The organism is Breoghania sp. JC706, assembly GCF_037026715.1.
Taxonomy (GTDB): domain Bacteria; phylum Pseudomonadota; class Alphaproteobacteria; order Rhizobiales; family Stappiaceae; genus Breoghania.
This window is the reverse complement of record NZ_JBANCG010000007.1, coordinates 36,412-60,204: the sequence shown is the minus strand read 5'-3', so window position 1 is coordinate 60,204 and position 23,793 is coordinate 36,412. Positions and strand designations below refer to the sequence as shown.

At 65.3% G+C, this 23,793-nt stretch carries 22 protein-coding genes and 1 pseudogene; 15 read left to right on the top strand and 8 right to left on the bottom strand.

All coding sequences use genetic code 11. From position 1 onward, the window contains the following. Window positions 1–20: 20 nt before the first annotated feature. From V2L18_RS15545 to V2L18_RS15535, 3 genes are all read right to left on the bottom strand, one after another. A complete protein-coding gene (locus V2L18_RS15545) occupies window positions 21–218 on the bottom strand; it encodes a twin transmembrane helix small protein (RefSeq protein ID WP_336179195.1) in 198 nt (65 codons plus the stop codon). A 104-nt stretch (window positions 219–322) separates the two neighbouring features. Continuing rightward, entirely contained in the window at window positions 323–1,186 is an 864-nt protein-coding gene (locus V2L18_RS15540) for an SDR family oxidoreductase (RefSeq protein ID WP_336179194.1), read from the bottom strand. Window position 1,187: 1 nt separating this feature from the next. Further along, the gene (locus V2L18_RS15535; protein ID WP_336179193.1) at window positions 1,188–2,426 is read right to left on the bottom strand and encodes a ubiquinone biosynthesis hydroxylase; all 1,239 of its coding nucleotides are present in this window, start codon (window positions 2,424–2,426) and stop codon (window positions 1,188–1,190) included. A 221-nt stretch (window positions 2,427–2,647) separates the two neighbouring features. On the opposite strand from V2L18_RS15535, the gene tesB reads away from it, so the two are divergent. Together tesB and V2L18_RS15525 are read left to right on the top strand one after the other, a co-directional pair. Then, on the top strand, window positions 2,648–3,517 hold the full coding sequence (gene tesB / locus V2L18_RS15530) for an acyl-CoA thioesterase II (protein ID WP_336179192.1): 870 nt from the start codon (window positions 2,648–2,650) through the stop codon (window positions 3,515–3,517). A gap of 40 nt (window positions 3,518–3,557) precedes the next feature. Then, window positions 3,558–4,748, top strand: a complete 1,191-nt coding sequence (locus tag V2L18_RS15525; protein WP_336179191.1) for a mechanosensitive ion channel family protein — start codon at window positions 3,558–3,560, stop codon at window positions 4,746–4,748. Window positions 4,749–4,786: 38 nt separating this feature from the next. Here the strand turns inward: V2L18_RS15525 and V2L18_RS15520 are convergent, their stop codons facing one another. Continuing rightward, window positions 4,787–5,590, bottom strand: a complete 804-nt coding sequence (locus tag V2L18_RS15520; protein WP_336179189.1) for an exodeoxyribonuclease III — start codon at window positions 5,588–5,590, stop codon at window positions 4,787–4,789. Window positions 5,591–5,861: 271 nt separating this feature from the next. Between V2L18_RS15520 and V2L18_RS15515 the strand changes: the two genes are divergently transcribed. After that, window positions 5,862–7,112, top strand: coding sequence for an MFS transporter (locus V2L18_RS15515; protein ID WP_336179188.1), 1,251 nt, complete (start codon window positions 5,862–5,864; stop codon window positions 7,110–7,112). 60 nt (window positions 7,113–7,172) lie between these two features. Here the strand turns inward: V2L18_RS15515 and V2L18_RS15510 are convergent. After that, window positions 7,173–9,188 (bottom strand): annotated as a pseudogene (locus V2L18_RS15510) (protein meaA); the annotation flags it as partial. Window positions 9,189–9,540: 352 nt separating this feature from the next. Here V2L18_RS15510 and V2L18_RS15505 point away from each other — a divergent pair. The 4 genes from V2L18_RS15505 (at window position 9,541) to V2L18_RS15490 (ending at window position 14,223) form a co-directional block, all read left to right on the top strand. Further along, a complete protein-coding gene (locus V2L18_RS15505; RefSeq protein WP_336179187.1) occupies window positions 9,541–10,161 on the top strand; it encodes a hypothetical protein in 621 nt (206 codons plus the stop codon). A 35-nt stretch (window positions 10,162–10,196) separates the two neighbouring features. After that, entirely contained in the window at window positions 10,197–11,876 is a 1,680-nt protein-coding gene (locus tag V2L18_RS15500) for a methyl-accepting chemotaxis protein (RefSeq protein ID WP_336179186.1), read from the top strand. Window positions 11,877–12,221: 345 nt separating this feature from the next. After that, window positions 12,222–13,517, top strand: coding sequence for a crotonyl-CoA carboxylase/reductase (gene ccrA / locus V2L18_RS15495; protein WP_336179185.1), 1,296 nt, complete (start codon window positions 12,222–12,224; stop codon window positions 13,515–13,517). 133 nt (window positions 13,518–13,650) lie between these two features. Further along, on the top strand, window positions 13,651–14,223 hold the full coding sequence (locus V2L18_RS15490; RefSeq protein WP_336179184.1) for a cob(I)yrinic acid a,c-diamide adenosyltransferase: 573 nt from the start codon (window positions 13,651–13,653) through the stop codon (window positions 14,221–14,223). A 284-nt stretch (window positions 14,224–14,507) separates the two neighbouring features. On the opposite strand, the gene V2L18_RS15485 is transcribed toward V2L18_RS15490, so the two are convergent. Continuing rightward, a complete protein-coding gene (locus tag V2L18_RS15485; RefSeq protein WP_336179183.1) occupies window positions 14,508–15,677 on the bottom strand; it encodes a GTP-binding protein in 1,170 nt (389 codons plus the stop codon). Window positions 15,678–15,732: 55 nt separating this feature from the next. After that, window positions 15,733–17,205, bottom strand: coding sequence for a D-alanyl-D-alanine carboxypeptidase family protein (locus tag V2L18_RS15480; protein ID WP_336179182.1), 1,473 nt, complete (start codon window positions 17,203–17,205; stop codon window positions 15,733–15,735). Window positions 17,206–17,522: 317 nt separating this feature from the next. Between V2L18_RS15480 and V2L18_RS15475 the strand changes: the two genes are divergently transcribed. The 3 genes from V2L18_RS15475 to V2L18_RS15465 are packed head-to-tail and all read left to right on the top strand — an operon-like array spanning window position 17,523 to window position 19,111. Continuing rightward, window positions 17,523–18,443, top strand: a complete 921-nt coding sequence (locus V2L18_RS15475; protein WP_336179181.1) for an urease accessory protein UreD — start codon at window positions 17,523–17,525, stop codon at window positions 18,441–18,443. Window positions 18,444–18,464: 21 nt separating this feature from the next. Further along, entirely contained in the window at window positions 18,465–18,767 is a 303-nt protein-coding gene (locus V2L18_RS15470; protein ID WP_336179180.1) for an urease subunit gamma, read from the top strand. Window positions 18,768–18,805: 38 nt separating this feature from the next. Continuing rightward, window positions 18,806–19,111, top strand: coding sequence for an urease subunit beta (locus V2L18_RS15465; RefSeq protein WP_336179179.1), 306 nt, complete (start codon window positions 18,806–18,808; stop codon window positions 19,109–19,111). A gap of 59 nt (window positions 19,112–19,170) precedes the next feature. Here V2L18_RS15465 and V2L18_RS15460 read toward each other — a convergent pair whose 3' ends face one another. After that, complete coding sequence (locus V2L18_RS15460; RefSeq protein ID WP_336179178.1) at window positions 19,171–19,422, bottom strand: hypothetical protein; 252 nt, start codon at window positions 19,420–19,422, stop codon at window positions 19,171–19,173. A gap of 202 nt (window positions 19,423–19,624) precedes the next feature. On the opposite strand from V2L18_RS15460, the gene ureC reads away from it, so the two are divergent. Genes ureC through ureG form a run of 5 tightly spaced genes read left to right on the top strand, consistent with a single transcriptional unit; the run spans window position 19,625 to window position 23,783 of the window. After that, window positions 19,625–21,337, top strand: a complete 1,713-nt coding sequence (gene ureC, locus V2L18_RS15455; protein WP_336179177.1) for an urease subunit alpha — start codon at window positions 19,625–19,627, stop codon at window positions 21,335–21,337. 22 nt (window positions 21,338–21,359) lie between these two features. Continuing rightward, window positions 21,360–21,857: a hypothetical protein gene (locus V2L18_RS15450; protein WP_336179176.1), complete on the top strand. Its 498-nt coding sequence runs from the start codon at window positions 21,360–21,362 to the stop codon at window positions 21,855–21,857. Window positions 21,858–21,917: 60 nt separating this feature from the next. Then, complete coding sequence (locus V2L18_RS15445) at window positions 21,918–22,460, top strand: urease accessory protein UreE (protein ID WP_336179175.1); 543 nt, start codon at window positions 21,918–21,920, stop codon at window positions 22,458–22,460. After that, a complete protein-coding gene (locus tag V2L18_RS15440; RefSeq protein WP_336179478.1) occupies window positions 22,345–23,163 on the top strand; it encodes an urease accessory protein UreF in 819 nt (272 codons plus the stop codon). Before V2L18_RS15445 ends, V2L18_RS15440 begins: the two co-directional genes overlap by 116 nt. Beyond that, entirely contained in the window at window positions 23,160–23,783 is a 624-nt protein-coding gene (ureG, locus tag V2L18_RS15435) for an urease accessory protein UreG (RefSeq protein WP_336179174.1), read from the top strand. The genes V2L18_RS15440 and ureG overlap by 4 nt, the downstream gene beginning before the upstream one ends. Window positions 23,784–23,793: the final 10 nt, after the last annotated feature.

The following is a 23,793-nucleotide window of genomic DNA, read 5'->3' as shown; positions in this document are numbered from 1 at the left end:
CTCCGATCGGCCGAAGGTCGTCAGCCCGTGCCGTGGATGAGATAGGCGGCCGCGAGCACGACGACGATCGTGAGCGCCTGCGCAATCACGCGGGCGCGCATCAGTGTCTGAGAGACATTCGGCGACCCGCCGCGCAGCATGTTGAACAGTCCGGCGATCAGGATCAGTGCGACAATGCCGATGCCCACCGGAATGAGGTTGTAGAGAATCTGTCCCATCGAAAAGCCCCTGTCCGGGCACGTTCAGCCCCTCCGAGACCCGTGCCGGCTTCTTTGTAGATTTCCCTATAATTGATGACCGAAAATTGACGCTACGTCCAATGTCATTGTTCGCGATCGGAAGCACGGCCGAGAAGCCGGTCGAGAACGCGGCCCGGCAGAAGGCGACGCGCGACACCCGCCACGTGAGCCGGAACGGTCACCGGATAGCGCAGTTTCGGCCGCTCCGCCGCCAGCGCTTCGGCGATGCGCTCCACCACGGCTTCAGGGGGAAGCTTGAAGCGCTTGGCTCCGCCGCGCTCCATCCGTGCCCGGCGTTTCTCGTAGGCTGCGCGGTGGACGGAGTTTTCCGCATCGATATTGCGGCGGAAATGCTCGGCCGCGTTGAGCGAAAAGCGCGTGGCGATGGGCCCGGGTTCAATCAGCATCACGTGGATGCCGGAGCCGGCAAGCTCCATCCGCATCGTGTCGGTGAGGCCTTCGAGTGCGAATTTCGACGCGATGTAGGCGCCCCGGTACTTCATGGCGATGAGGCCCAGCACCGAGGAGATCTGGATGATTCGCCCCTCGCCGCGGGCCCGCATCGCCGGGATGAGCCGGCAGGTGAGATCGTGCCAGCCGAAGAGATTGGCCTCGAACTCGGCGCGAAGTGCCGCGCGCGGCACGTCCTCCACCGCGCCCGGCTGGCTGTAGGCGCCGTTGTTGACGAGCCCGTAGAGCGCGCCGTTCGTGGTCGCCAGAACCGCCTCGGCGGCCGCCGCCACGCTCGCCTCGTCGGCATAGTCGAGATGGAAGGCCTCAAAGCCCTGGGCGGTGAGTTGTGCCACATCCTCAGGCTTGCGGGCGGAAGCGAGAACCCGGTAGCCGCGGGCCTTCAGGCCCGTTGTGGCGGCCGCACCGATACCCGACGAACAGCCGGTAATGAGGACGGCGCGGCCTCCTCCCGCAGCAGCCCTCGCCGCAACCACGCTAGATGGCCTCGCCGGTCAGAAGCCGCGGCACCTCGCCCGAGAGCCCGGCCGCTTCGCGAATGAACATCTTCTTCAATCCCGGCATGCGTTCCACCAGACCGAGGCCGAAATCGCGGGTTGCGCGCAGCATGTCGGACTCGTTGGAGAACAGCCGGTTCAGCACGTCGGTGACGACGCCCATCTGGAAGGTGTCGAAGCGGCGCCAGCGTTCGTACTGCTCCAGCACGTTGAAGGCGCCGATGTCCAGACCGAGCCGGCGGGCTTCCACGATGATCTCTGCCAGCGCCGCCGCATCGCGGAAGCCGAGGTTGAGGCCCTGGCCGGAAATCGGGTGGATGCCGTGGGCGGCATCGCCAGCGAGCGCGAAGCGTGGCTTGACGAAGTCGCGCGCAAGCGTCAGCGACAGGGGATAGGCGTGGCGTCCGCCTGCAATCTTCAGCTTGCCCAGGTGATGGCCGAAGCGGCGCTCCAGCTCCATCTCGAAGGTGAAGTCGTCGCCCTTGACGAGCGTCTCGGCGATGGCGGTTTTCTCGCTCCACACCAGCGACGAGCGGTTGCCGGTGAGCGGCAGGATCGCGAAGGGGCCAGAGGGGAGGAAGTGTTCTTCCGCGCGGCCTTCGTGCGGACGCTCGTGTTCAACCGTGCAGACGATGCCGGACTGGCCGTATTCCCAGCGCACGGTGGAAATGCCCGCCAGATCGCGCAGCTTCGAGCGCACGCCGTCGGCCGCCACCATAAGCCGTGCGGTGCGCGTTTCGCCGCTCGCAAGCTCGATGTCGACGCTCTCGCCGCTTGTCTGGAAAAAGGTGACGCTGTCGGGTGCGATCATTTCCACGCACGCCTCGCGCGCCTTGTCATGCAGCGCGCCGACCATGTCGGCATTGGCGACCATATGCGCGAAGGGCTCGCCCGGTGCGACCTCGCCGGAGAAGGTGAGGAAGACGGGGCGCACCACGTCGCGCAGGCGGCTGTCCGTTATGATCATCTCGTTGATCGGCTGGGCGCGGGCGGCGAATTCCTGCCACACGCCCAGCTGCGTCAGCATCCGTTCGGCCGCCGACGCGATGGCCGAACAGCGCAGATCCTTGGCGATCGCCGCGCGCGGGCGCGTGTCGACCACGGCGACCGCGATTCCCGGGTCGGATTTCTTCAGGGCGAGCGCCAGAGAAAGCCCGACATAGCCGCCGCCGGCCACCAGAACGTCCAGCGTCGCGGAATCGTGTTGGGCTTGCGTCATGTCCGTACCTCAAGATTTGCCGGCCGATGGCCGTCCATTCCCCGACCCGAACGCCGCCGGCTTGACTTGGCGGCCGGGCTCCGCGCAGGGTTTCGCCGGTTGATGCCCGGCAGCGTCGCTGATATCTGCCGTTCTATCTAACGTTTTTCCCGCCCATTGGAAGCGCGGTCCGGTCCGCAACGTGCGTTCCGCCGCAGGCAGGCCACAGGAAGCAAACGCATATGAGCACGGCTGTCGAGACCCTTCTCGAAATCCTCGATCTGGAAACGCTGGAACGCAATCTCTTTCGCGGCGCCAATCCGAAGACCGGCTGGCAGCGCGTCTTCGGCGGGCGGGTGATCGGCCAGGCTCTGGTGGCCGCCTCGCGCACGGTGGGCGAAGAGCGCACGGCGCATTCGATGCACGGCTATTTCCTGCGCCCCGGCGACCCGTCGGTGCCGATCATCTATGATGTGGAACGCATCCGCGATGGTCGCTCCTTCACCACCCGCCGCGTCGTTGCGATCCAGCACGGCGAGGCGATCTTTTCCATGGCCGCATCGTTCCATGTGGCGGAGGAAGGTCTCGACCATCAGTCCGAGATGCCGGACGTTCCCCAGCCGGAGGACCTGCCCGGCGAGGAGGATCTGAAGGACGAGATCATGAAGCGGGCGCCTGAGGCGGTTCGTCTCTATTTCTCGCGCGAGCGCCCCGTCGAGCTCCGCCCGGTGGACCTGCGCCACTATTTCACCGACGAGAAGCTGCCGCCGGAACAATACGTCTGGGTGCGGGCCAACGATGCGCTGCCCAACGACAAGAGCATCCATCGCTGCGTGCTGGCCTATGCTTCCGACATGACGCTGCTCGACACCTCGCTCTTCTCGCACGGGCTTTCGGTCTTTTCCGACCGCATACAGCCGGCGAGCCTCGACCATGCGCTGTGGTTCCACCGTCCCTTCCGGGCGGACGAATGGCTGCTCTATGCTTCCGACAGCCCTTCCGCCTCGGGCGCGCGCGGGTTCAGCCGGGGCAAGTTCTTTTCCCGCGACGGCCGCCTCGTCGCCTCCGCCACGCAGGAAGGGCTGATCCGGGAGCGCACGCAGCGGTTCTGATCGGCCGGTTCCCTTCGGGAACCAAGTGGCATCCCTCGCGTTGGTCGGTATCATCCTACTCTACGCCAGAGGTGCGCCTGTCGCCGTGCTTGCAGAACTCGACCATCTGAACCCGGCCGATATCGACCAGCTTCCCGATCCGATTCTCGCAGGTGCCCTCATCCTGGGGGCCATCCTTGCGGGCTATCTGGCTCACCGGTTTCTGATCGGGCTCTTCAACCGGACGTTCGGCAAGCGCTACACGAATCTCGCGACGATTGCGCGGCGCAGCCGGCCGATCACCCGGCTCGCCTTTTTCATTCTGGCGCTGGCGCTCACCGTGCCGCTGCTCAATGTGCCCTACCGGTTCATCGGCGACATCTACCACGCCATGGTGGTGCTGATGATCCTGCTGGTCGGCTGGGCCGCGATCATCGTGCTCGGCGTCGTCGCCGACCGCTACGCCCGCCATTTCCGGCTCGATGTGGAAGACAATCTGCAGGCCCGGCGCTACATCACGCAGATCCGCGTGATGCGCCGCGTCATCAATGTGCTGATCGTGATCGTGACGGTTGGGCTCGCGCTGATGACCTTCGAGCCGGTGCGCCAGTACGGACTTTCGCTGTTCGCGTCGGCCGGGGTCGCCGGGCTGATCGTCGGCTTCGCCGCCCGTCCCGTTCTCTCCAACATCATCGCCGGCATCCAGATCGCGCTGACCCAGCCGATCCGCATTGAGGATGCGGTGGTGGTGGAGGGCGAGTGGGGCTGGATCGAGGAGATCGCGGCGACCTATGTCGTCATCCGCATCTGGGACTGGCGCCGTCTCGTGGTCCCGCTTTCGTATTTTGTCGAAAAGCCGTTCCAGAACTGGACGCGGGAGAGCGCCTCGATCATCGGCTCGGTCCACTGGCGGGTGGATTACACGGTCCCGGTTCAGGAAGTGCGCGAGAAGCTTGAGGAATTTCTTGACGACTCGAAGCTATGGGATCGCAACGTGGTCAACCTGCAGGTTGTCGAGTCCGACGAACGCGGCCTCTTGCTGCGCGCGCTGATGACAGCCTCGACCTCGCCGCGCGCCTGGGACCTGCGCTGTGAGATCCGGGAGAAGATGATCGGCTGGCTGCAGCAGACCTATCCGCAGTGCCTGCCGCGGGTCCGGGCGGAGTTGCCGGCGGAGCCAGGTCAACACGGCTCCGGACCGGGCATGGGAGGTGCGGCGGTGACCGCGCAAATGGCGGCGGCACAGAAATAAGGGGCACGTTCGGGCCCGCTCTCAGGCCTCCAGCGTCCTCAGGCCTCCAGCGTTGCGATCACCGGAGCGTGGTCGGAGGGGCGCTCCCAGCCGCGGGCTTCGGCGATGACCTTGACGTCTGTGACCTTCGGCGCCAGCGGCGGCGTCACCCAGATGTGGTCGAGGCGCCGGCCCTTGTTCGCCGCCTGCCAGTCCTTGGCGCGGTAGCTCCACCACGTGTAGAGCTTTTCCTCCATCGGCACGAAGCGGCGCATGGCATCGACGAAGGGGCCGGCCTGGCGCACGTCCTCCAGCCGTTCGCGCTCCAGCGGCGTGTGACTGACGACGCGCGAAAGCTGCTTAGACGACCACACGTCGTTCTCGTAGGGGGCGATATTGAGATCGCCGACGACGACGCAAGGAAAGGTCGTCGCGCCCAGCCAGTCTTCCATCTCGGTGAGAAAGTCGAGTTTGTGCTGGAATTTCTCGTTGATGTGCGGATCCGGCTCGTCGCCGCCGGCGGGAACGTAGAAGTTGTGGATGCGCAGATGACGGCCGGAGAACGGCACGTCGGTGCCGATGTGACGGCAATCGTCCTTGTCGCAGAAGCGCCGCCGCTCGGTGCCGGTGAGCGGGCGCTTGGAAAGCGTGGCGACGCCGTGATAGCCCTTCTGGCCCGAAATCTCGATGTTCTGGTAGCCGGCCTTGCGCAGCGCCGCGAAGGGAAAGTTCGCGTCCGGGCACTTGGTTTCCTGCAGGCACAGCACGTCGGGCTGATAGGTCTTCAGGAAATGCTCGACGATCGGCAGCCGCAGCCGCACGGAGTTGATGTTCCAGGTGGCGATCGTCAGTCGGTCTGTCATGGCTATCGGAAGGCTCGAGGGCAGGGCGTTGAAATTACGGGTTCACGCGGTCCGGACCCTATCCTTTCGCCGGCATACAATCCAGCAGGTTGCGTGGCGAACGACACTATGTCTTCCCCGAGATGGGGCGCGCCAGACGCGCATTGCATTTTGTTTCGATCCATTGTGCGCCGGGGACGACTTGCTGTAAGGGAAGTATGTGGCTGTCGGCAGAAACCGCAAGGGCAGCACCGATCGCGTCCCGCCCAATGCCCCTCGCCAAGGCCACACCATGTCCGCATCCCACGCGCCTGATCAATCCCGCTTTCTGGCCTTTTCCCATCCGGCCTTCCGCCGCTACTGGGGCGCACGCTTCGGTTCCACCTTCGCGGTGCAGATCGTCTCCGTCTCGGTGGGCTGGCAGGTCTACGACATCACGCGCGATCCGCTGGATCTGGGCTTCGTGGGGCTGGCGCAGTTTCTGCCCGCCTTCCTGCTGGTGCTGGTGACGGGAACGGTCGCCGACCGCTTCGGCCGGCGCACGGTGATGGGAACGGCGCTGATCGCGGAAGGGGCGATGGCGGCGCTGCTGCTTGCCTTCACGCTCTCCGGTGCAGGAGCGGCTTCCGGAACCGTGTGGCCGATCTTCGTGCTGCTCATCGGTTTCGGCACGGCGCGCGCCTTCTTCAATCCTGCGTCTTCCGCACTCGTGACCAATCTTGTGCCGCCGGAACATCTCGCCAACGCGATCGCGTGGAACTCCTCCGCCTGGCAGGTGGCAAGCATCGTCGGCCCCGTGGCCGGCGGCCTGCTCTACGGCGTTTCGCCCTACGCGAGCTACGCCGTTGCGCTCGTCATGCTGGCGGCCGCCGCGGTTTCGGCGCTCTCCATCCCGCGTCCCGAACAGCACACGGCGGCGGGGCAGGTGACGTTCGCCTCCGTCGTCGACGGTTTTCGCTATATCTGGCGGGAAAAAGTGGTGCTGGGCGCGATCTCGCTCGATCTTTTCGCCGTGCTGCTCGGCGGCGCCGTGGCGCTGCTGCCGGTCTATGCGCGCGATATCCTGGAGCTGGGTCCCTGGGGCCTCGGCCTGTTGCGCGCGGCCCCCGGCATCGGCGCCATCATGGTCGCGATGTGGCTTGCCTCCCACCCCTTGCGCGATCACGCGGGCCTTCTGATGTTCGTCTTCGTGGGATTGTTCGGAGCCTTCACGGTTCTGTTCGGCGTCTCCACCATGCCCTGGCTGTCGATCGCCGCGCTGCTGCTGATGGGCGCTTTCGACATGGTGTCGGTCTATGTGCGGGAGACGCTGATCCAGCTGTGGACACCCGATGCGTTGCGCGGCCGGGTCAACGCGGTCAACATGGTGTTCGTCGGCGCCTCGAACGAACTGGGCGAATTCCGCGCCGGCGTCATGGCCGCGGCCATCGGCACGGTGTCGGCCGTCGTCGTCGGCGGCATGGGCACGATGGCGGTGGCGGCCCTGTGGGCGAAGATGTTCCCGGACCTGAGGAAGGCGCGGCATCTCGACGGGCGGGTGTGAGGGGTCGTGGATTGCCCGGACGAAGCCGGGCAATGACGGCGAGAGCGGCGAAAGGCGGCGCTAAGCCGCCTTCTCCGCCTGCGCCTCCACGATCCTGACGACATCCGCCATGATTTCCGTGAGCTGGAAATCCTTCGGCGTGTAGACAGCCGCTACGCCCGCCGCTCTCAGCGCCTTGGCGTCCTCGTCGGGGATGATGCCGCCGACGACGACGGGCACGTCGTCGAGACCTGATGCCCGCATGCGGTCCATCACGTCGCGCACCAGCGCCAGATGCGATCCCGAGAGGATCGACAGCCCCACCACGTGCACGCCCTCTTCCAACGCCGCGTTGACGATCTGGGCGGGCGTCAGGCGGATGCCTTCGTAGACGACTTCCATGCCGCAGTCGCGGGCGCGGACCGCGATCTGTTCGGCGCCGTTGGAATGACCGTCGAGTCCGGGCTTGCCGACCAGGAACTTCAGCCGCCGCCCGAGACGGCGGGAGATGGCATCGACCGAGGCGCGCACGGCGTCCGTGTCGCCGCCATCCTCGCGGGCCGCGCGGCCGACGCCGGTGGGGGCGCGGTACTCGCCGAAGACCTCGCGAAGTGCGGCGCCCCATTCGCCCGTCGTGGCACCCGCTTTTGCCGCCGCGATGGAGGGCTCCATGATATTGCGGTCTTCCGCGGCTGCCGACTTCAGCTCGGCAAGCGCTGCGGCAACGGCGGCCTCGTCGCGCGCTTCGCGCCAGGCCTTCACGGCTTCCACCGCTTCCGCCTCGACGTGTTCGGGTACGGTGAGAATGCCGCCGTCGGCCCCGCCCGCCAGCGGCGAGGGTTCGCTCTCCGTCCAGCGGTTGACGCCGACCACGACCTGTTCGCCACGCTCGATCGCCTCCAGCCGGCGGGAATTCGATTCAACGAGCTTCTGCTTCATGTAGGAGGATTCGACCGCCGCAACCGCGCCGCCCATGGCGTCGATGCGGGCAAGCTCCTCGCGCGCTTCCGCCTTCAGCGCCTCCACCTTCGCGGTGATTTCGGCGGAACCGTCAAAGATGTCGCCGTAGTCCAGAAGGTCGGTCTCGTAGGCGACGATCTGCTGCATGCGGAGCGACCATTGCTGGTCGAAGGGGCGGGGCAGGCCGAGCGCCTCGTTCCAGGCAGGCAATTGCACGGCGCGGGCGCGGGCGTTTTTCGACAGCACCACGGCCAGCATCTCGATGAGGATGCGGTAGACGTTGTTTTCCGGCTGCTGCTCGGTCAGGCCCAGCGAATTCACCTGCACGCCATAGCGGAAGCGGCGGTAGCGCTCGTCCTCCACGCCGTAGCGCTCGCGGCAGATCTCGTCCCACAGCTCCGTGAACGCGCGCATCTTGCACATCTCGGTGATGAACCGCAGGCCTGCATTGACGAAGAACGAGATGCGGCCGACGGCTTTCGGGAAATCCTCCGCCGGAATGGCCCCCGAGGCTTTCACATTGTCGAGCACGGCCTGCGCCGTCGCGAGTGCGAAAGCGAGTTCCTGAACCGGTGTCGCGCCGGCCTCCTGCAGGTGGTAGGAGCAGACGTTCATCGGGTTGAACTTCGGCATCTCGCCGTATGTCCAGGCGATCATGTCGGTGGTGAGCCGCATGGAGGGCGCTGGCGGGAACACATAGGTGCCGCGCGAGAGATATTCCTTGATGAGATCGTTCTGCGTCGTGCCGGAAAGAAGCTTGCGGTCCGCCCCCTGCTCGTCGGCGGCCGCCACGTAGAGCGCCAGCAGCCACGGTGCCGTGGCGTTGATCGTCATCGAGGTGTTCATCTTCTCAAGCGGAATATCGGCGAACAGCCTCCGCATGTCGCCCAGATGCGCCACCGGCACGCCAACCTTGCCGACCTCGCCGCGCGCAAGGGCGTGGTCGGGATCGTAGCCGGTCTGGGTCGGCAGGTCGAAGGCGACGGAGAGCCCCGTCTGCCCCTTGGCGAGATTTGAACGATAAAGCGCATTCGAGGCCGCCGCCGTCGAATGCCCCGCATAGGTGCGGAAGATCCAAGGCTTGTCCCGCCCTGTCTCACGCGTGTCCGACATGGTGCTGTTCCTCCCGAATGATGCACTGCCGCAAAATTGTTTTACGGCTTTTGATCCGGGCTGTCATCTCGACCAAGGCAGCAGAATTGTCCCACCGGACCAAAGGCATCGGAAACGGACCCGAAGAACCAACTTCCATCTTCGGGCCAGACCTTGAGGCAGGGCCGTTGACGCAAGAGGGCGTGTCGCGCAGAACCCCGCGCGCCGACTATTGCGTCAGGTTCATGGTGTCGCACAGTGGCAGGTCTTCGACGGCGGTGGGAAACTTAGCGATTTTGCATAGTGCAGAATACTTACCATGCCAGCAAATTAAGTTTGAATAAAGACAATTGGGGGAGCGTTGGTCGCATCATGTATATCGGGAGGTGTGCGGCTAATGTCGAGGTGTCTTGTCAGCGGAATGCTGGTCGGCGTTTTTTTGCATTTCGGTGCGAACGCAGCGGAACCTGTTCCCAGCGTTCCTGCGCCCGATGTTGGCGCGCTGGTAACCGAGGATGTCGTTGCCGGCCTGCATGAGATCGTTCGCGACGAGGTCATCCAGATCTCCGTGAAGGCGCAGAACCGTCGACTGGGCGGGATCGATCAGGCGCGTATTGACGAGCTCGACAAGGAGTGGCGGGCGGAAACCAAGTCGGACGGAAAGCAGCCGCTCATCGCCCGCACCCTGTCGAATCCGGCCTCCGCGCAGCTCTTGCGCATGCAGGCGGGCTCACTCGGTCTCTATTCGGAAATTTTCGTGATGGACGCCAAGGGGCTCAATGTCGGCCAGAGCTCCATTACCTCCGACTACTGGCAGGGCGACGAGGCCAAGTTCCAGAAGACGTTCCCCGTTGGAGCGAATGCGGTCTTCATCGACGAGCCGGAATGGCACGACGGCACGAAGACGTGGCGGGTGCAGGTCAACATGACGATCCCCGATGTCAAGGACGGCACGCCGATCGGCGCGGCGACCTTCGAGATCAATCTGAGCGAACTGCAGCGCCGCAAGAGCGTATGATCGCCAATCCCATCCAAGAGGCCCGAGGAAAAACAATGAGAACCTTGAGCAAGCTCACTGTCACAGCAAAGCTGACCGCGATCTTCGCCTGCATTCTCGTCATCGGTCTTGCCGGTGCTGTCGTAACCGTCTCCCAACTGACGGAAACGCGAAATTCCGTTCAGGAGAAGACGGAACTCATGAAGACGCTCGACGATGCGAACGTCTACGAAATGGCGATTTCTTCCGCCCAGGCGGCCATCCGCACGTACCTGCTGACCGGCGAGATTTCCAACATCGATGCCTATCACAAGGAAGTCGATGCGCGCGAGGCGGTCTATGACAAGTTGAAAGGCTCGCTGATTGGCGAGGTGGACACGCTCAAGCTCGCAAACGCAAAGGCGGTCGAGTGGGAGAAGACGTTTGCCGACCGGCAGATCTCCCTGATGGAGCGGCCCGATACGGTCGAACTTGCGCGCGCGCTGGAAGTCACGGGCGACGTACAGGCCCTGACCGAGGAGATCCACGCGGCGCTTAATTCGTATCGCACCCAGTTGCTGGCGCGTATCGATGCGGCGGAAAAGATGCAGCGCAGCCAGCTCAGCAATGTCGAAATGGTCGCCACCGCTTCCGGCGTGGTCATGCTGCTTATCGCGGTTTTCGCTGCATTGTTCTCCTACCGTGGCATCTCGCGGCCGATGCGGGTGATTGCGCGCGAGACGGCTGAAATCGCCGAGGGCGCGCTGGATACACATATCGACTATGCCGAACGCGGCGACGAGGTCGGCGACCTCGCCCGGGCGCTCACGATCTTCCGGGACAACCTCGCCGAAAACCGCCGGCTGGAGGAGGCCGTGCGCGAACGCGAGGAAACCGCGCGGCAGGAACGCAAGGCGGAGCTGCAGGCGCTCGCCAAGGAGTTCGAGGATACGGTCAAGGCGCTGGTCGAGCGCTTGGGCATTTCCGCCAATGCGTTGTCGGGCAACGCCGACCAGCTCTCATCGCTCGCCGATGCGACGTCGGGCCAGGTGATCGACGCGTCAAGTGCCTCCGAGCAGGCGTCGGCGAACGTGAATTCCGTGGCGGATGCGGCCGAGCAACTCGCCGAATCCGTGCGCGAGATCAACAACCAGCTGGAGAACAACGCAAAGCTCGTCGTGGAGACGGCCGCCGAGGTGGCCCGCACCAGCACGTCCGTCGGCGAACTTCGCGACGTGGTGGCTCGCATCGGCGAGGTGATAAGCCTCATTCAGGAAATCGCGGAGCAGACCAACCTCCTGGCACTGAACGCCACCATCGAGGCGGCGCGGGCCGGCGAGGCGGGCAAGGGGTTTGCCGTGGTCGCCAGCGAAGTGAAGCAGCTCGCCAGCCAGACCGCCAAGGCGACCGAGCAGATCGAAAGCCAGATCGCGCAGATGCAGAATGCAGCATCCTCCTCGATCTCCGCGGTCGATACGATCAGCGGTCGGCTGGAGACGATGCGCGAGACCGCGTCTTCCATCGCCGCGGCCGCCGAGGAGCAGGGGCTGTCGGTGCAGGAAATCGCCCGCAACATTTCCGAGGCTGCGCGCGGGACGACCCAGGTCAGCCAGGCGATCGGCATGGTGCGCGACGGCGCGGCCAGGACGGGCGCGATGGGTGGCGACGTGAAATCCTCCGCCGATACGCTGAACGAGGATGCGGGAACGCTGCGCGAACAGGTCGATGCGTTCCTGAGCCGTGTACGGGCGGCCTGACCGACGAATTGCTCCCGTTCCGGAAACGGGTCATCGGAAAACAGAAAGGGCCGCGCGGCGATCGCCACGTAGCCCTTTTTTATGCGGTGCAGCAATTTTCCGCACCGCCTGCCGCGTCCCGTTTTCCGGCGACGTTCTCTCCGCCTTGCGCAACATAATGCCGCCAGATGCGCCATTGCTTTTCGATGCTTGCGACTAAAGGATCATTCAAACCTCTTGCTTTGGCCCGATATTGCAACGCAATATTGCGGCTGTCCGCAGGGGAGGATCCGGTCGTGCGGAATGCTCGCAGGTAAAGAACCGCGAGTTTCGACCGGCGCGATGCAAAAACATGGGAAGAGAGACATGGCTGTCACAGCTCACGCCGAGGCGCAGCCGCCTAAGCCGGCCGGCGAAATCAAGGATCTCTACGAAATGGGAGAGATTCCGCCGCTCGGCCATGTGCCGGAAAAGATGCATGCCTGGGTGATCCGTCGCGAAAGGCACGGTCCGCCGGAAGAGGCAATGCAGAAGGAGGTCGTTCCGACCTGGGAGATCGGCGACGACGAGGCGCTGGTGCTGGTGATGGCCGCGGGCGTGAATTACAACGGGATCTGGGCCGGTCTTGGCGAGCCGATCTCGGTCTTCGATGTCCACAAGCAGCCCTACCATATCGCCGGATCGGATGCCTCGGGCATCGTTTGGGCGGTCGGTTCCAAGGTGCGGCGCTGGAAGGTCGGCGACGAGGTCGTCATCCACTGCAATCAGGACGATGGCGACGACGAGGAGTGCAACGGCGGCGACCCGATGTTCTCCAATTCCCAGCGCATCTGGGGGTATGAGACGCCTGACGGCTCGTTTGCCCAGTTTGCCCGGGTTCAGGCGCGCCAGCTCATGCACCGCCCGCAGCATCTGACCTGGGAAGAGAGCGCCTGCTATACGCTGACGCTCGCCACTGCCTACCGCATGCTGTGGGGTCACCGTCCGCACATCATTCGTCCGGGCGACAACGTGCTGGTGTGGGGCGCCTCCGGCGGGCTCGGGGTGTTCGCCGTGCAGCTGTGCGCGGCGGCCGGCGCCAACGCGATCGGCATCATATCGGAAGAGGACAAGCGCGATTTCGTGATGAGCCTCGGTGCCAAGGGCGTCATCAACCGAAAGGATTTCGCCTGCTGGGGCCAGCTGCCGAAGGTCAACTCCGAAGAGTACAAGACCTGGTTCAACGAGGTGCGCAAGTTCGGCAAGGCGATCTGGGACATCACCGGCAAGGGCGTGAACGTCGATTTCGTTTTCGAGCATCCCGGCGAGCAGACGTTCCCCGTCTCCACCTTCGTGGTTAAGCGCGGCGGCATGGTGGTTTTCTGCGCCGGCACGACGGGTTTCAACATCACGTTCGATGCCCGCTACGTGTGGATGCACCAGAAGCGCATCCAGGGCTCGCACTTCGCCCATCTGAAGCAGGCGGCGGCCGCCAACAAGCTGATGATCGAGCGCCGCATCGATCCGTGCATGTCGGAGGTCTTCCCCTGGGAACAGATTCCCAAGGCACACACCAAGATGTGGAAGAACCAGCATGCGCCCGGCAACATGGCCGTGCTCGTCAACGCTCCGCACGCGGGGCTGCGCTCCTTCGAGGACGTGCTGGAGGCGACCGGTCAGTAGGGCCCGGCAAAAGCCCCGGCGGTGCGGATGAAAGCGCCGCGCGGTATCTCAAGATCTCCATCTCACCCCGGGTGCTTTCGTCCGGGGGCCGCTTGTTCTACCGTCCGGCCAATTGTGGACGGAGGATTCGGCGATGGTTGTTCTGAACAAGATCTACACGCGCACCGGCGACGACGGCACGACGGCGCTGGGCTCCGGCGAGCGCCGGGCCAAGCACGACCTCAGGGTCGCCGCCTACGGCACGGTGGATGAGACCAACGCCACGCTCGGGCTGGTGCGGCTTCATCTTTCCGGCCTGCCGGATCTCGACGCCACCATGGCGCGCATCCAGAACGACCTGTTCGATCTCGGCGCCGATCTCGCCACGCCAGAGGCCGAGGAACCGCTGCCCTACGAACCGCTGCGCATCACCGACGAGCAGGTGAAGAGGCTGGAGGCGGAGATCGACCGGCTTAACGGCGATCTTGAGCCGCTGCGCTCCTTCGTGCTGCCTGCGGGATCTGCGGCCGCCGCTCACCTCCATCTTGCCCGCACGGTGGCGCGGCGCGCGGAACGGCTGATGAGCGAGCTTGTCGGGCACGAGAAGATCAACGGTGCCGCGCTTCGCTATGCAAACCGGCTTTCCGATTTCCTGTTCGTCGCCGCCCGCTGGGTGAATGCACAGGGCGATGGCGATGTGCTCTGGGTTCCGGGAAAGAACCGGTAGGGCAGGATGAGATAGCGGAGCGGGTGGTTTATCCGCACGGCCTTTCACTGTCATTGCCGGCTGGCCCGAGATCCCGGCGCACCCTTCAAATCCACACGTCTGTCTCCACCGTCATTCCGGACGCGGTGCGGCGCGTGAGTGCCGCTTCGCAGATCCGGGATCTCCCCTCGGTCCGAACCGCTTGAGACCCCGGTTCTGCACGGCAACGTTTCACGTTGCAGCGCACCCGGGATGACACTGGAGAGTTTTCCTCAGAAGGTGCCAACGTGCGGCGGCAGCCCGCCTTACCCGAATGTTCCCTTGAAGCCCGGCACCGCAAGCGGATTGTCGAGCATGGCCGCGGAATCCGGGGTGTCGGTCTGCGCGGTGTTCGTGAAGGCCGCGAAGAGACCCTCCACGAAGCCCTTCGGCATGTCGCGGGTGATGCAGACCAGCCGGGTGGAGTGGTCGGCGTCGGGCCAGGCTTCCAGCCGCACGGGCGGGTGGAAGACATGCTGAACTCCATGCAGCACGACAGGATGGTCGGGATCCTCCGCAATCGCGACGATGCCCTTGAAACGCAGCAGGTTCGGCCCGTGCGCGGAGCGGATCAGGTCCAGGAACATCTCCAGCCCCGCCGTCGGGATCGACCTGTCGCTCTTCAGCGTGAAGGCGCGGATGTGGTCATCGTGGCGGTTGACGTCGTGATGGTGATGCCCGTGATCATGATGATGATCATGCCCATGCTCGTGACTATGTCCGTCATCCGCCTGCGCTTCCTCGCCAAGCCAGCGGCGCACATCGGGGATCTTGGTGTCGGGGTTGTAGAGCCCGCAATCGAGCAGGGCCTCGGCGCTCGCCTCGCCCTTGGCGGCATCGAGAATCGGCGCGCCGGGATTGAGCCGACGGATCCGCGCATGCAGCGCATCGAGCCCAGCGCGGGTCTCGTCGCTGTCGACCAGATCCGATTTGGTCAGCACCAGCCGGTCGGCGACAGCGACCTGCTTCACCGCTTCCTCGTGGGCATCGAGCGTGGCGGCGCCATTGATGGCGTCGATCATGGTGATCACGCCATCGAGCCGGTAGCGCATGACCAGATAGGGGTGCAGCATCACCGCGTGCAGGACGGGAGCGGGATCGGCAAGGCCGGTCGTCTCGATGACGACGCGCTTCAGCGCATCGATGCGGCCGTTGTCGAGCCGTCGCAGCAGGTCTTCCAGCGTGTTGATGAGATCGCCGCGAATGGTGCAGCACAGGCAGCCGGAGGAAAGCTCGATCACGCCTTCATCGGCGGTTGCGACCAGTAGGTGATCGAGGCCGACATCGCCGAACTCGTTGACGATGACGGCGGTGTCCTTCAGCGCGGGATCTGCGAGCAGGCGGTTCAAGAGCGTGGTCTTGCCGGCGCCGAGGAACCCGGTCAGCACGGTAAGCGGGACCGGTTCGGGCGGTCTCCGGCGGGGGGCATCAGTCATGACGGTATCCGATCGTGAACGGCCGCGCGGCCGGCGCTCGTAATGGGCCGAGCGCTCAGCGAGGCGCGCGGCGGGGAGTGGGGGTGCCGTCGGCCGCCCGGCTCGGCAACGGGATGATGACGAGCGGGCGGCCGGTCGCTGCGGGTGCTCCGCCGGCTGCGGCCGCGATGTTCTCGTCGGGTTTCGAGCGCGGCGGCATCACGACGCCGAAGGCCTCGGCGACCGTTTCCGACGGGTCCTGGGCCTTCGGCGCACGCAAAGGGACCGCCGCCTTGGCGTCCGGGTCGACCGCGAGTGTGACGCGGACCAGATCGCCGGAGTTGCGGCGCGAGCCGATCAGGCGGTCCATCACCTCGCCCCAGTCGACCTTCTTGTCGCCGGTGCGCGGGACGGTGGTGTTCTTCTTCGCCGAACGTATCGCGCCGGGCACGCGCGGCGGCACGCGGCCGCTGTCGCCGGCATAGGCATTGGCAACGCCGGGCAGATTGGGATTCCCGGTCAGGGCTGCCATGACCCCCGTCGTTCTGCCGCCGGCATAGGTCTTGAGGAGCTCGGCGACGTCCGGCTTCTTGTTGCGCTTGCAATAGCCATCGGGCGGCAGGCCCTTGACGATGCGCGGCCGCGCCATTTCGTCGAGCGTCTTGCGCCGTGAAAACAGGCCCCCACCCTCAAAGCCCTTTTCGATGAGCTGGCGGCTCATGGCGGCGCGTTCGAGCCCGGAGGCGGCGCCGAAGACGATGGCGACCACCGTGCGCCCGCCCCGCGTCGCGGAGACGGCGACATTGTAGCCGGAATTGCAGATGTAGCCGGTCTTCAGGCCGTCGGCGCCGCGAACGCGCTGGAGATACTCGCGGTTGGCCGAGCGCAGCAGATGCTTGCCGAACTGCACGCCCGCGTAGCCGTAAAGCTCGCGGTATTGCGGGAAGTCGCGCAGCAGTGCCCGCGCCAGAACCGCCATGTCGCGCACGGAGGAATAGTGATTGGGATCGGGGAGGCCGTGCGGATTGACGAAATGGGTGTCGCGCATGCCGAGCCGGCGCGCGGTCTGGTTCATGACGTCGGCAAAACCGCCTTCCGAACCGCCGACGGTCTCCGCGATGGCGACGGCGATGTCGTTGGCCGACTTGACCAGCATCACCTTGAGCGCGGCGTCGAGGCTGAGCTGCGTGCCCGGCTTCAGGCCCATCTTGGAGGGCGGCTGGGCGGCGGCATGCGCCGACATCGTCACCGGGGACGCCATCGTGATGCGTCCCTCCCGGATGGCGGTGAAGGTGACATAGGCGGTCATCAGCTTGGTCAGCGAGGCGGGATACCAGCGGCGGAACGCGTCGTGCTGCTCGATCACCTTGCCGGAATTCGCCTCGAAAACCATCCAGGCCGCGACCTTGGCCTGTGCCGCCTGGCCATGGAAGGTGACAAGAACGAGCGCGGCGGCAAGCAGGACGGCAACCGGATGGGCGGCAGAGCGAGACCCGCTCCGGCTGCGCGGAAACGGGAAACGTGCGCGCGATATCGCTGAAACGACCAAATCAACCTCGCCGGTGTCCTGAACAGTCCGGTCGCCACAGGCAGCACGTGCCGGGCTTCCCGAAACTGAGATCGACCTTCGCGTATCGATAAAGGGCATGAATAGCCGATCTGGGGGGCTTTATGCAAAGTCTTCCCGCAGGCGGGCGTTGCCGTGAGAGGGATAAAGGATGCGCATGCCGTCATTCGGTGGGCGGCGCGCGTGCGCAAAAATTGGGCGATTGACGCCTTTCTGGTCAATCCGCTGTCCATTTGTCACCCTGAAGCCGCGAAAATGAGCGATCATGTGGCTTGGCCCGTGGATTGCTCTTTCCTGCAATGATCTCGAACTCAAACCGGCACGTCATTCCGTCCATGCTCGCCCCTTCTCCCATCGACAGCGCCGTTTCCGGTAGCTTGCAGCGCGCACAGGGGCGGGCGCATGTGGCGTTTGCGTGTCCTTCGGGACCAGCGGGGGAGAGGGGCACGCGGCTGGCCGATCTCTACCAGAGCGGCTGTGCGAAGATCCGGCTTCCGCGCACCAGAGGCGAGCGCCAGGCGGTGCTGCTCAATACGGCGGGCGGGATCGCCGGCGGCGACCGGCTGGATTATTCCGCGGCCTGGGGCGGCGGGACACAGGCTGTCGTGACGAGCCAGGCTGCCGAGCGGGTGTATCGCAGTCTGGGCGATGCCGGCGAAGTTTCGAATAGGCTGATCGTTGGAGATGGCGCCCAGGCTTGCTGGTTGCCGCAGGAGACGATCGTCTTCAACGGTGCACGGCTTGACCGGCAGCTGGAGGCCGATCTCTCAAGCTCGGCAAGCCTGCTCGCGGTGGAGGCGGTGGTTCTGGGACGGGCGGCGATGGGCGAGAGCGTCGACTGCGTGAGCCTGCGCGATCGCTGGCGCGTGCGCCGCGACGGACGGCTCGTCTTTGCCGACGATACCCGGCTCGAGGGCGATGCCCGGGCGATCCTCGCGGGGCCTGCGACCGGGGCCGGCGCGCGTGCCTTCGCGACGATCCTTCAGGCGAGTGACGATGCGCAGGCGCGGATAGACGAGGCGCGGGCCGTGCTGGCACGGTGCCGGAGCGAGCGGCTTTGCTGCGGGGCTAGCGCTTGGGCCGGCACGGGTGCCGATGCCGGGGGCGGCGTTCTGGTCGTGCGCATGCTGTCTGCCGATGCACGCGTGCTGCGCGATGCGATCATGACTTTTCTGCAGGACTGGCGCGGCACGGATCTGCCGCGGGTCTGGCATTGCTGACGAGAGATCAAGGACACGGACATGAACCTGACTCCCAGGGAGAAGGACAAGCTGATGACCGCCATGGCCGCGATGGTTGCCCGCAGGCGGCTGGAGCGGGGGGTGAAGCTCAATTATCCGGAAGCGGTGGCGCTGATTTCCGATTTCGTGGCCGAAGGCGCGCGCGACGGGCGCAGCGTGGCGGATCTGATGCAGGACGGCGCCAAGGTGATCACCCGTGATCAGGTTATGGAGGGCGTGGCGGAGATGATCCACGACGTACAGGTCGAGGCGACCTTTCCCGATGGCACCAAGCTGGTGACGGTGCACGAACCGATCCGCTGAGCCCGATGAACACAATTGACGGAAAAGGGCAAGATGCCATGATCCCCGGAGAAGTGCTGCCGAGAGACGGCGAGATCGAACTCAACGCAGGTCTTCAGTCGATTGCGCTGGAGGTCGCCAATACCGGCGACAGACCCATTCAGGTCGGTAGCCATTACCATTTCGCTGAGACCAATGCCGGGCTCTCCTTCGACCGGGAGGCCGCCAGGGGCATGCGGCTCGACATTCCCGCCGGCACAGCGGTGCGTTTCGAGCCCGGCCAGACGCGCCGTGTCACGCTGGTGCCCTATCGCGGTGCTCGCACCGTCTACGGATTTAATCAGGCCGTGATGGGCAAGCTCTGAGCGAAGGGTTGCGCGCCATGGCGATCGAACCGCACGGATCACGGGTGCGCGCTGCCGTTTCAGCTGTCGGCGTTCACGGAAGCGGGAAGGCCGAGCAGGTCGAGAACGCGGGCGACCGTCTCGTCAATGGTCGAGCCGTGGCCGGTTTCGCCAGCGTCCGTCATCGCGGGGGCGAGGTCGGCGATGCGGGTGCCGGACCAGTTGTCGACGAGAGATGCGTGCGGTGCGACGCTCAGCGGGCCGCCCGGCGTGACCGCGAAGTAGATGACGGCGAGGGTCGCCGCCGCCAGCAGAATCCAGAACTTGCGCATCGCGTGGTGTCTCCGTCCGGCGATCCGGGAGGTGCTTCCCGTTCGCCGCATGGATATGGCTGGCGAAAGTGGTCCGCCACGGGCGGTGCCGGGATCATTTCTTGGCAAAATCGGGTCATCGCTGCCCGAATGATGAACAAAATGACAATTACCCGTCCGGGACTGGAGCAGACCGCGACGATCGTGAGAGGAGCCGTTCCCGATGCCCTATAAGATGCCGCGTGCGGCTTATGCCGACATGTTCGGTCCCACAACGGGCGACCGCGTGCGGCTCGCCGATACGGAACTCTTCATCGAGGTGGAGAAGGACCTCACCACCTACGGCGAGGAGGTGAAGTTCGGCGGCGGCAAGGTGATCCGCGACGGCATGGGGCAGTCTCAGGTGACGCGCTCCGGCGGCGCGGTCGATACCGTCATCACCAACGCGCTGATCGTCGATCACTGGGGCATCGTCAAGGCCGATGTCGGCCTCAAGGACGGGCGCATCGCGGGCATCGGCAAGGCCGGCAACCCGGACGTGCAGCCGGATGTCGATATCGTCATCGGCCCGGGCACGGAGGCGATCGCCGGCGAGGGCAAGATCCTGACGGCCGGCGGCATCGACGCCCACATTCATTTCATCTGTCCGCAGCAGATCGACGAGGCGCTCTATGCTGGCGTCACCACGATGATCGGCGGCGGTACGGGACCGGCCACCGGCACCAACGCCACCACATGCACGCCCGGCCCCTGGCATCTGGCGCGCATGCTGCAATCGGCCGACGCCTTCCCGATGAACCTCGCGTTCGCCGGCAAGGGCAACGCCGCGCTGCCGGCCGCGCTCGAGGAACAGGTCAGGGCCGGGGCGATGGCACTGAAGCTGCACGAGGACTGGGGCACGACGCCGGCGGCCATCGACTGCTGCATGTCGGTGGCCGATGCCTATGACGTGCAGGTGATGATCCACACCGACACTCTGAACGAGAGCGGTTTTGTCGAGAATACGGTCAACGCCTTCAAGGGCCGCACGATCCATGCCTTTCACACGGAAGGAGCGGGCGGCGGCCATGCGCCGGATATTCTCAAGGTCGTCAGCTATCCGAACGTCATTCCCTCGTCCACAAATCCGACGCGGCCCTATACGCGCAACACGCTCGACGAGCATCTCGACATGCTGATGGTGTGCCACCATCTCGACCCGTCGATCCCGGAGGACGTGGCGTTCGCCGAAAGCCGCATCCGCAAGGAGACGATCGCAGCCGAGGACATCCTGCACGACATCGGCGCGCTCTCCATCATCGCATCCGACAGTCAGGCGATGGGGCGTGTCGGCGAGGTGCTGATCCGCACACTGCAGACCGCGCACAAGATGAAGGTGCAGCGCGGCCGTCTGGCGGAGGAGACCGGCGAGAACGACAACCTGCGCGTCAAGCGCTACATGGCGAAGGTCACGATCAACCCGGCCATCGCCCATGGCATGGACGCGCATATCGGTTCCGTCGAGGTCGGCAAGCTCGCGGACCTCGTTCTGTGGGATCCGGCCTTCTTCGGCGTGAAGCCCGATCTGGTTCTCAAGATGGGCACGATCGCGGCCGCGCTGATGGGCGATCCCAACGCCTCGATCCCGACGCCGCAGCCCGTCCACTACCGCCCGATGTTCGGCGCTTTCGGCAAGGCGCTGGAGGCCTCGGCCGTAACGTTCGTTTCCAGGGCGGCGTATGAGGCCGGGCTCAAGGCCTCTCTGGAACTGGGCAAGGTGATCCTGCCGGTAGAGAATACACGCAGCGGCATTTCCAAGGCCTCGATGATCCACAATTCGGCGACGCCGCAGGTGGAGGTCGACCCGGAGACCTACGAGGTGCGCTGCGACGGCGAACTGATCACCTGCGAGCCCGCGGACGTGTTGCCGATGGCGCAGCGCTATTTTCTTTTCTAAAGCGAAATGAGAGGCTGACGGGATGGAATTCGTCATCGAAACCGCAAGCGATCCCGCTCCCGGCTGTCCGTGTTGCGACCCGCTCGCCGCCGCGCCACAGGGGTTCGTCACGCGCGATGACGAGGCGGTCGCCGTCTATTTCGGGGACTGGACGCGCACGCCGGTGCCGTCAGCAGATATCGTCGTCTCGCTCGGGCGCTGGGACGCGTTGTCGGAACCGAAGGACCGCCGCGCCATCGCCTTCCGGCTGATGCGCGGCGAGGCAGGTCTCAACGTCGAGCTTCTCGATGCCGGGCAGACGCGCTGGGCGGTCGTCGATTTCGGGGGCGAGATGCTGGACGAGGACGCTGCCGGGCGCGATCCGGATCTGGAAGAGTTCCGCGCGATCGTGCTGGAAATCGCGGCCAAGGACCGGCGCATCGCCGATGCGCTGGAAGGCCCGGGCAACTGCTCGCTCCGCCTGTCGCGGCGACCGGGAACGGTGCAACGGTTCCGCGTCGAGGCGGCGGAATGGCGGTAGACATCGTGCGGGCAACAAGACCGGGGCACCCTTCGGCTTCCCAGTTTGTGAGGAAACGACATGATCCGGGCACTTGAGGTGCTGGAGGTCGGCACGTGGTCGGGCGAACCCGCCGATCGGGTGGATCTCGATCACGATGATCGCCACCGCCGGCGTGTGGCGATGACGGGCGAGGCAGGGACCGAGTTCCTGCTCGATCTGCCGAAGGCCATGGCCTTGCGCGCCGGCGACGCGCTGAAGCTGGAGGACGGGCGGCTGGTGGAGGTGGTCGCAGCCCCGGAAGCGCTGGTGGAAATTGTGGCCGAGGATATGGGGCATCTGGTAAAAATCGCCTGGCACCTCGGCAACCGTCACCTGCCGACGCAGCTCCTTGGCGACCGCCTGCGCATCCGCCGCGATCATGTGATCGAGGACATGGTGGAACGGCTCGGCGGGCGCATAGCGTTCGTCACCGAGCCGTTTGACCCGGAAGGCGGCGCCTATGGACATGGCGCTGTACATGGTCATGAGCACGGGCACCACCATGGGCACGGGGCCGGCGCCGATGACGGGCACTCCCCTGACCATGGGCATCACCACCACGGCCCGCACGATCATGGCTGACGCATCGCTCTACCGGCTGCTCGCCTGGATGTCGCCGTCCTTTCCCGTCGGCGCCTACACCTACAGCCACGGCCTGGAATGGGCCGTGGAAGAGGGCGTGGTGAAGGACGCCGCGACGCTGAAGGCCTGGGTGACGGACGTGCTGCGCCATGGCTCGGGCCGGTGCGATGCGATCCTGCTTGCCCGCGCGCACGAGGCGTTCGCCGTTGGCGACCTTGGCGTGTGCCGCGATATCGCGGAGCTTTCGGCGGCGCTGCAACCGTCGAAGGAACGGCATCTGGAAGCGAGCGCGCAAGGGGCGGCGTTCGTCACCGCGCTCGATGCCGCCTGGCCGGCAGAAGACGAGACGGCGGCGGAAAGGCTAGCCGCCTTGAAAGAGGCGGGCGGACTTCATGCGATTGCCACCTGGACGTACAGTGTCGCGGTCGGCATTCACTGCGCCGCCCACGAGGTCGATCTCGCCCAGGCGGTTTCCGCCTATCTCCATGCCTTTGCGGCCAACCTCGTTTCCGCCGCCGTCCGGGCCGTGCCGCTCGGCCAGAGCGACGGACAGCGGGTGATTGCAGGACTTGAGCCCGTCATCGCCGAGGTGGCCGCAGAGGCGCTTGCCGCATCGCTCGATGACCTTGGCTCGGCTTCGTTTCTCGCCGATATTTCTTCCCAGCTTCACGAAACCCAATACACGAGGCTGTTTCGCTCATGACCTCTCCCAATGGCCCCCTGCGCATCGGCATCGGCGGCCCCGTTGGCTCCGGCAAGACCGCGCTGATGGACGCGCTGTGCAAACGCCTGCGCGACGACTTCCAGCTCGCCGCCATCACCAACGATATCTATACCAAGGAAGATGCGGAGTTCCTGACGCGCTCGGGCGCGCTCGAACCGGAACGCATTCGTGGCGTGGAGACGGGCGGCTGTCCGCACACGGCCATTCGTGAGGATGCCTCGATCAATCTCGCGGCCGTTGCGGAGCTGAATGCCGCCTACCCGGATCTCGACGTGGTTCTCATCGAATCCGGTGGCGACAATCTCGCGGCAACCTTCTCGCCGGAGCTCGCGGACCTGACGATCTACGTCATCGACGTCTCGGCCGGCGACAAGATCCCGCGCAAGGGCGGACCGGGCATCACGCGCTCAGATCTGCTCGTCATCAACAAGACCGATCTTGCCCCGCTGGTGGGCGCCGATCTTTCCGTCATGGATCGGGACGCGAAGAAGATGCGCGGGACGCGTCCCTTCGTCTTCGCAAATACCAAGGCGGGGGAGGGCGTTGCGGCCGTGGTGGATTTCATTCTCGCCAAGGGCGGGTTGAGCGCGGCGGCGTAGGCGCGTCTCA

Coding starts and splice junctions, on each gene's coding strand:
- V2L18_RS15545 (WP_336179195.1), bottom strand. CDS start 218: ATGGGACAGATTCTCTACAACCTCATTCCGGTGGGCATCGGCATTGTC.
- V2L18_RS15535 (WP_336179193.1), bottom strand. CDS start 2,426: ATGACGCAAGCCCAACACGATTCCGCGACGCTGGACGTTCTGGTGGCC.
- tesB (WP_336179192.1), top strand. CDS start 2,648: ATGAGCACGGCTGTCGAGACCCTTCTCGAAATCCTCGATCTGGAAACG.
- V2L18_RS15520 (WP_336179189.1), bottom strand. CDS start 5,590: ATGACAGACCGACTGACGATCGCCACCTGGAACATCAACTCCGTGCGG.
- V2L18_RS15515 (WP_336179188.1), top strand. CDS start 5,862: ATGTCCGCATCCCACGCGCCTGATCAATCCCGCTTTCTGGCCTTTTCC.
- V2L18_RS15505 (WP_336179187.1), top strand. CDS start 9,541: ATGTCGAGGTGTCTTGTCAGCGGAATGCTGGTCGGCGTTTTTTTGCAT.
- V2L18_RS15500 (WP_336179186.1), top strand. CDS start 10,197: ATGAGAACCTTGAGCAAGCTCACTGTCACAGCAAAGCTGACCGCGATC.
- ccrA (WP_336179185.1), top strand. CDS start 12,222: ATGGCTGTCACAGCTCACGCCGAGGCGCAGCCGCCTAAGCCGGCCGGC.
- V2L18_RS15490 (WP_336179184.1), top strand. CDS start 13,651: ATGGTTGTTCTGAACAAGATCTACACGCGCACCGGCGACGACGGCACG.
- V2L18_RS15485 (WP_336179183.1), bottom strand. CDS start 15,677: ATGACTGATGCCCCCCGCCGGAGACCGCCCGAACCGGTCCCGCTTACC.
- V2L18_RS15475 (WP_336179181.1), top strand. CDS start 17,523: ATGATCTCGAACTCAAACCGGCACGTCATTCCGTCCATGCTCGCCCCT.
- V2L18_RS15470 (WP_336179180.1), top strand. CDS start 18,465: ATGAACCTGACTCCCAGGGAGAAGGACAAGCTGATGACCGCCATGGCC.
- V2L18_RS15465 (WP_336179179.1), top strand. CDS start 18,806: ATGATCCCCGGAGAAGTGCTGCCGAGAGACGGCGAGATCGAACTCAAC.
- V2L18_RS15460 (WP_336179178.1), bottom strand. CDS start 19,422: ATGCGCAAGTTCTGGATTCTGCTGGCGGCGGCGACCCTCGCCGTCATC.
- ureC (WP_336179177.1), top strand. CDS start 19,625: ATGCCCTATAAGATGCCGCGTGCGGCTTATGCCGACATGTTCGGTCCC.
- V2L18_RS15450 (WP_336179176.1), top strand. CDS start 21,360: ATGGAATTCGTCATCGAAACCGCAAGCGATCCCGCTCCCGGCTGTCCG.
- V2L18_RS15445 (WP_336179175.1), top strand. CDS start 21,918: ATGATCCGGGCACTTGAGGTGCTGGAGGTCGGCACGTGGTCGGGCGAA.
- V2L18_RS15440 (WP_336179478.1), top strand. CDS start 22,345: ATGGCGCTGTACATGGTCATGAGCACGGGCACCACCATGGGCACGGGG.
- ureG (WP_336179174.1), top strand. CDS start 23,160: ATGACCTCTCCCAATGGCCCCCTGCGCATCGGCATCGGCGGCCCCGTT.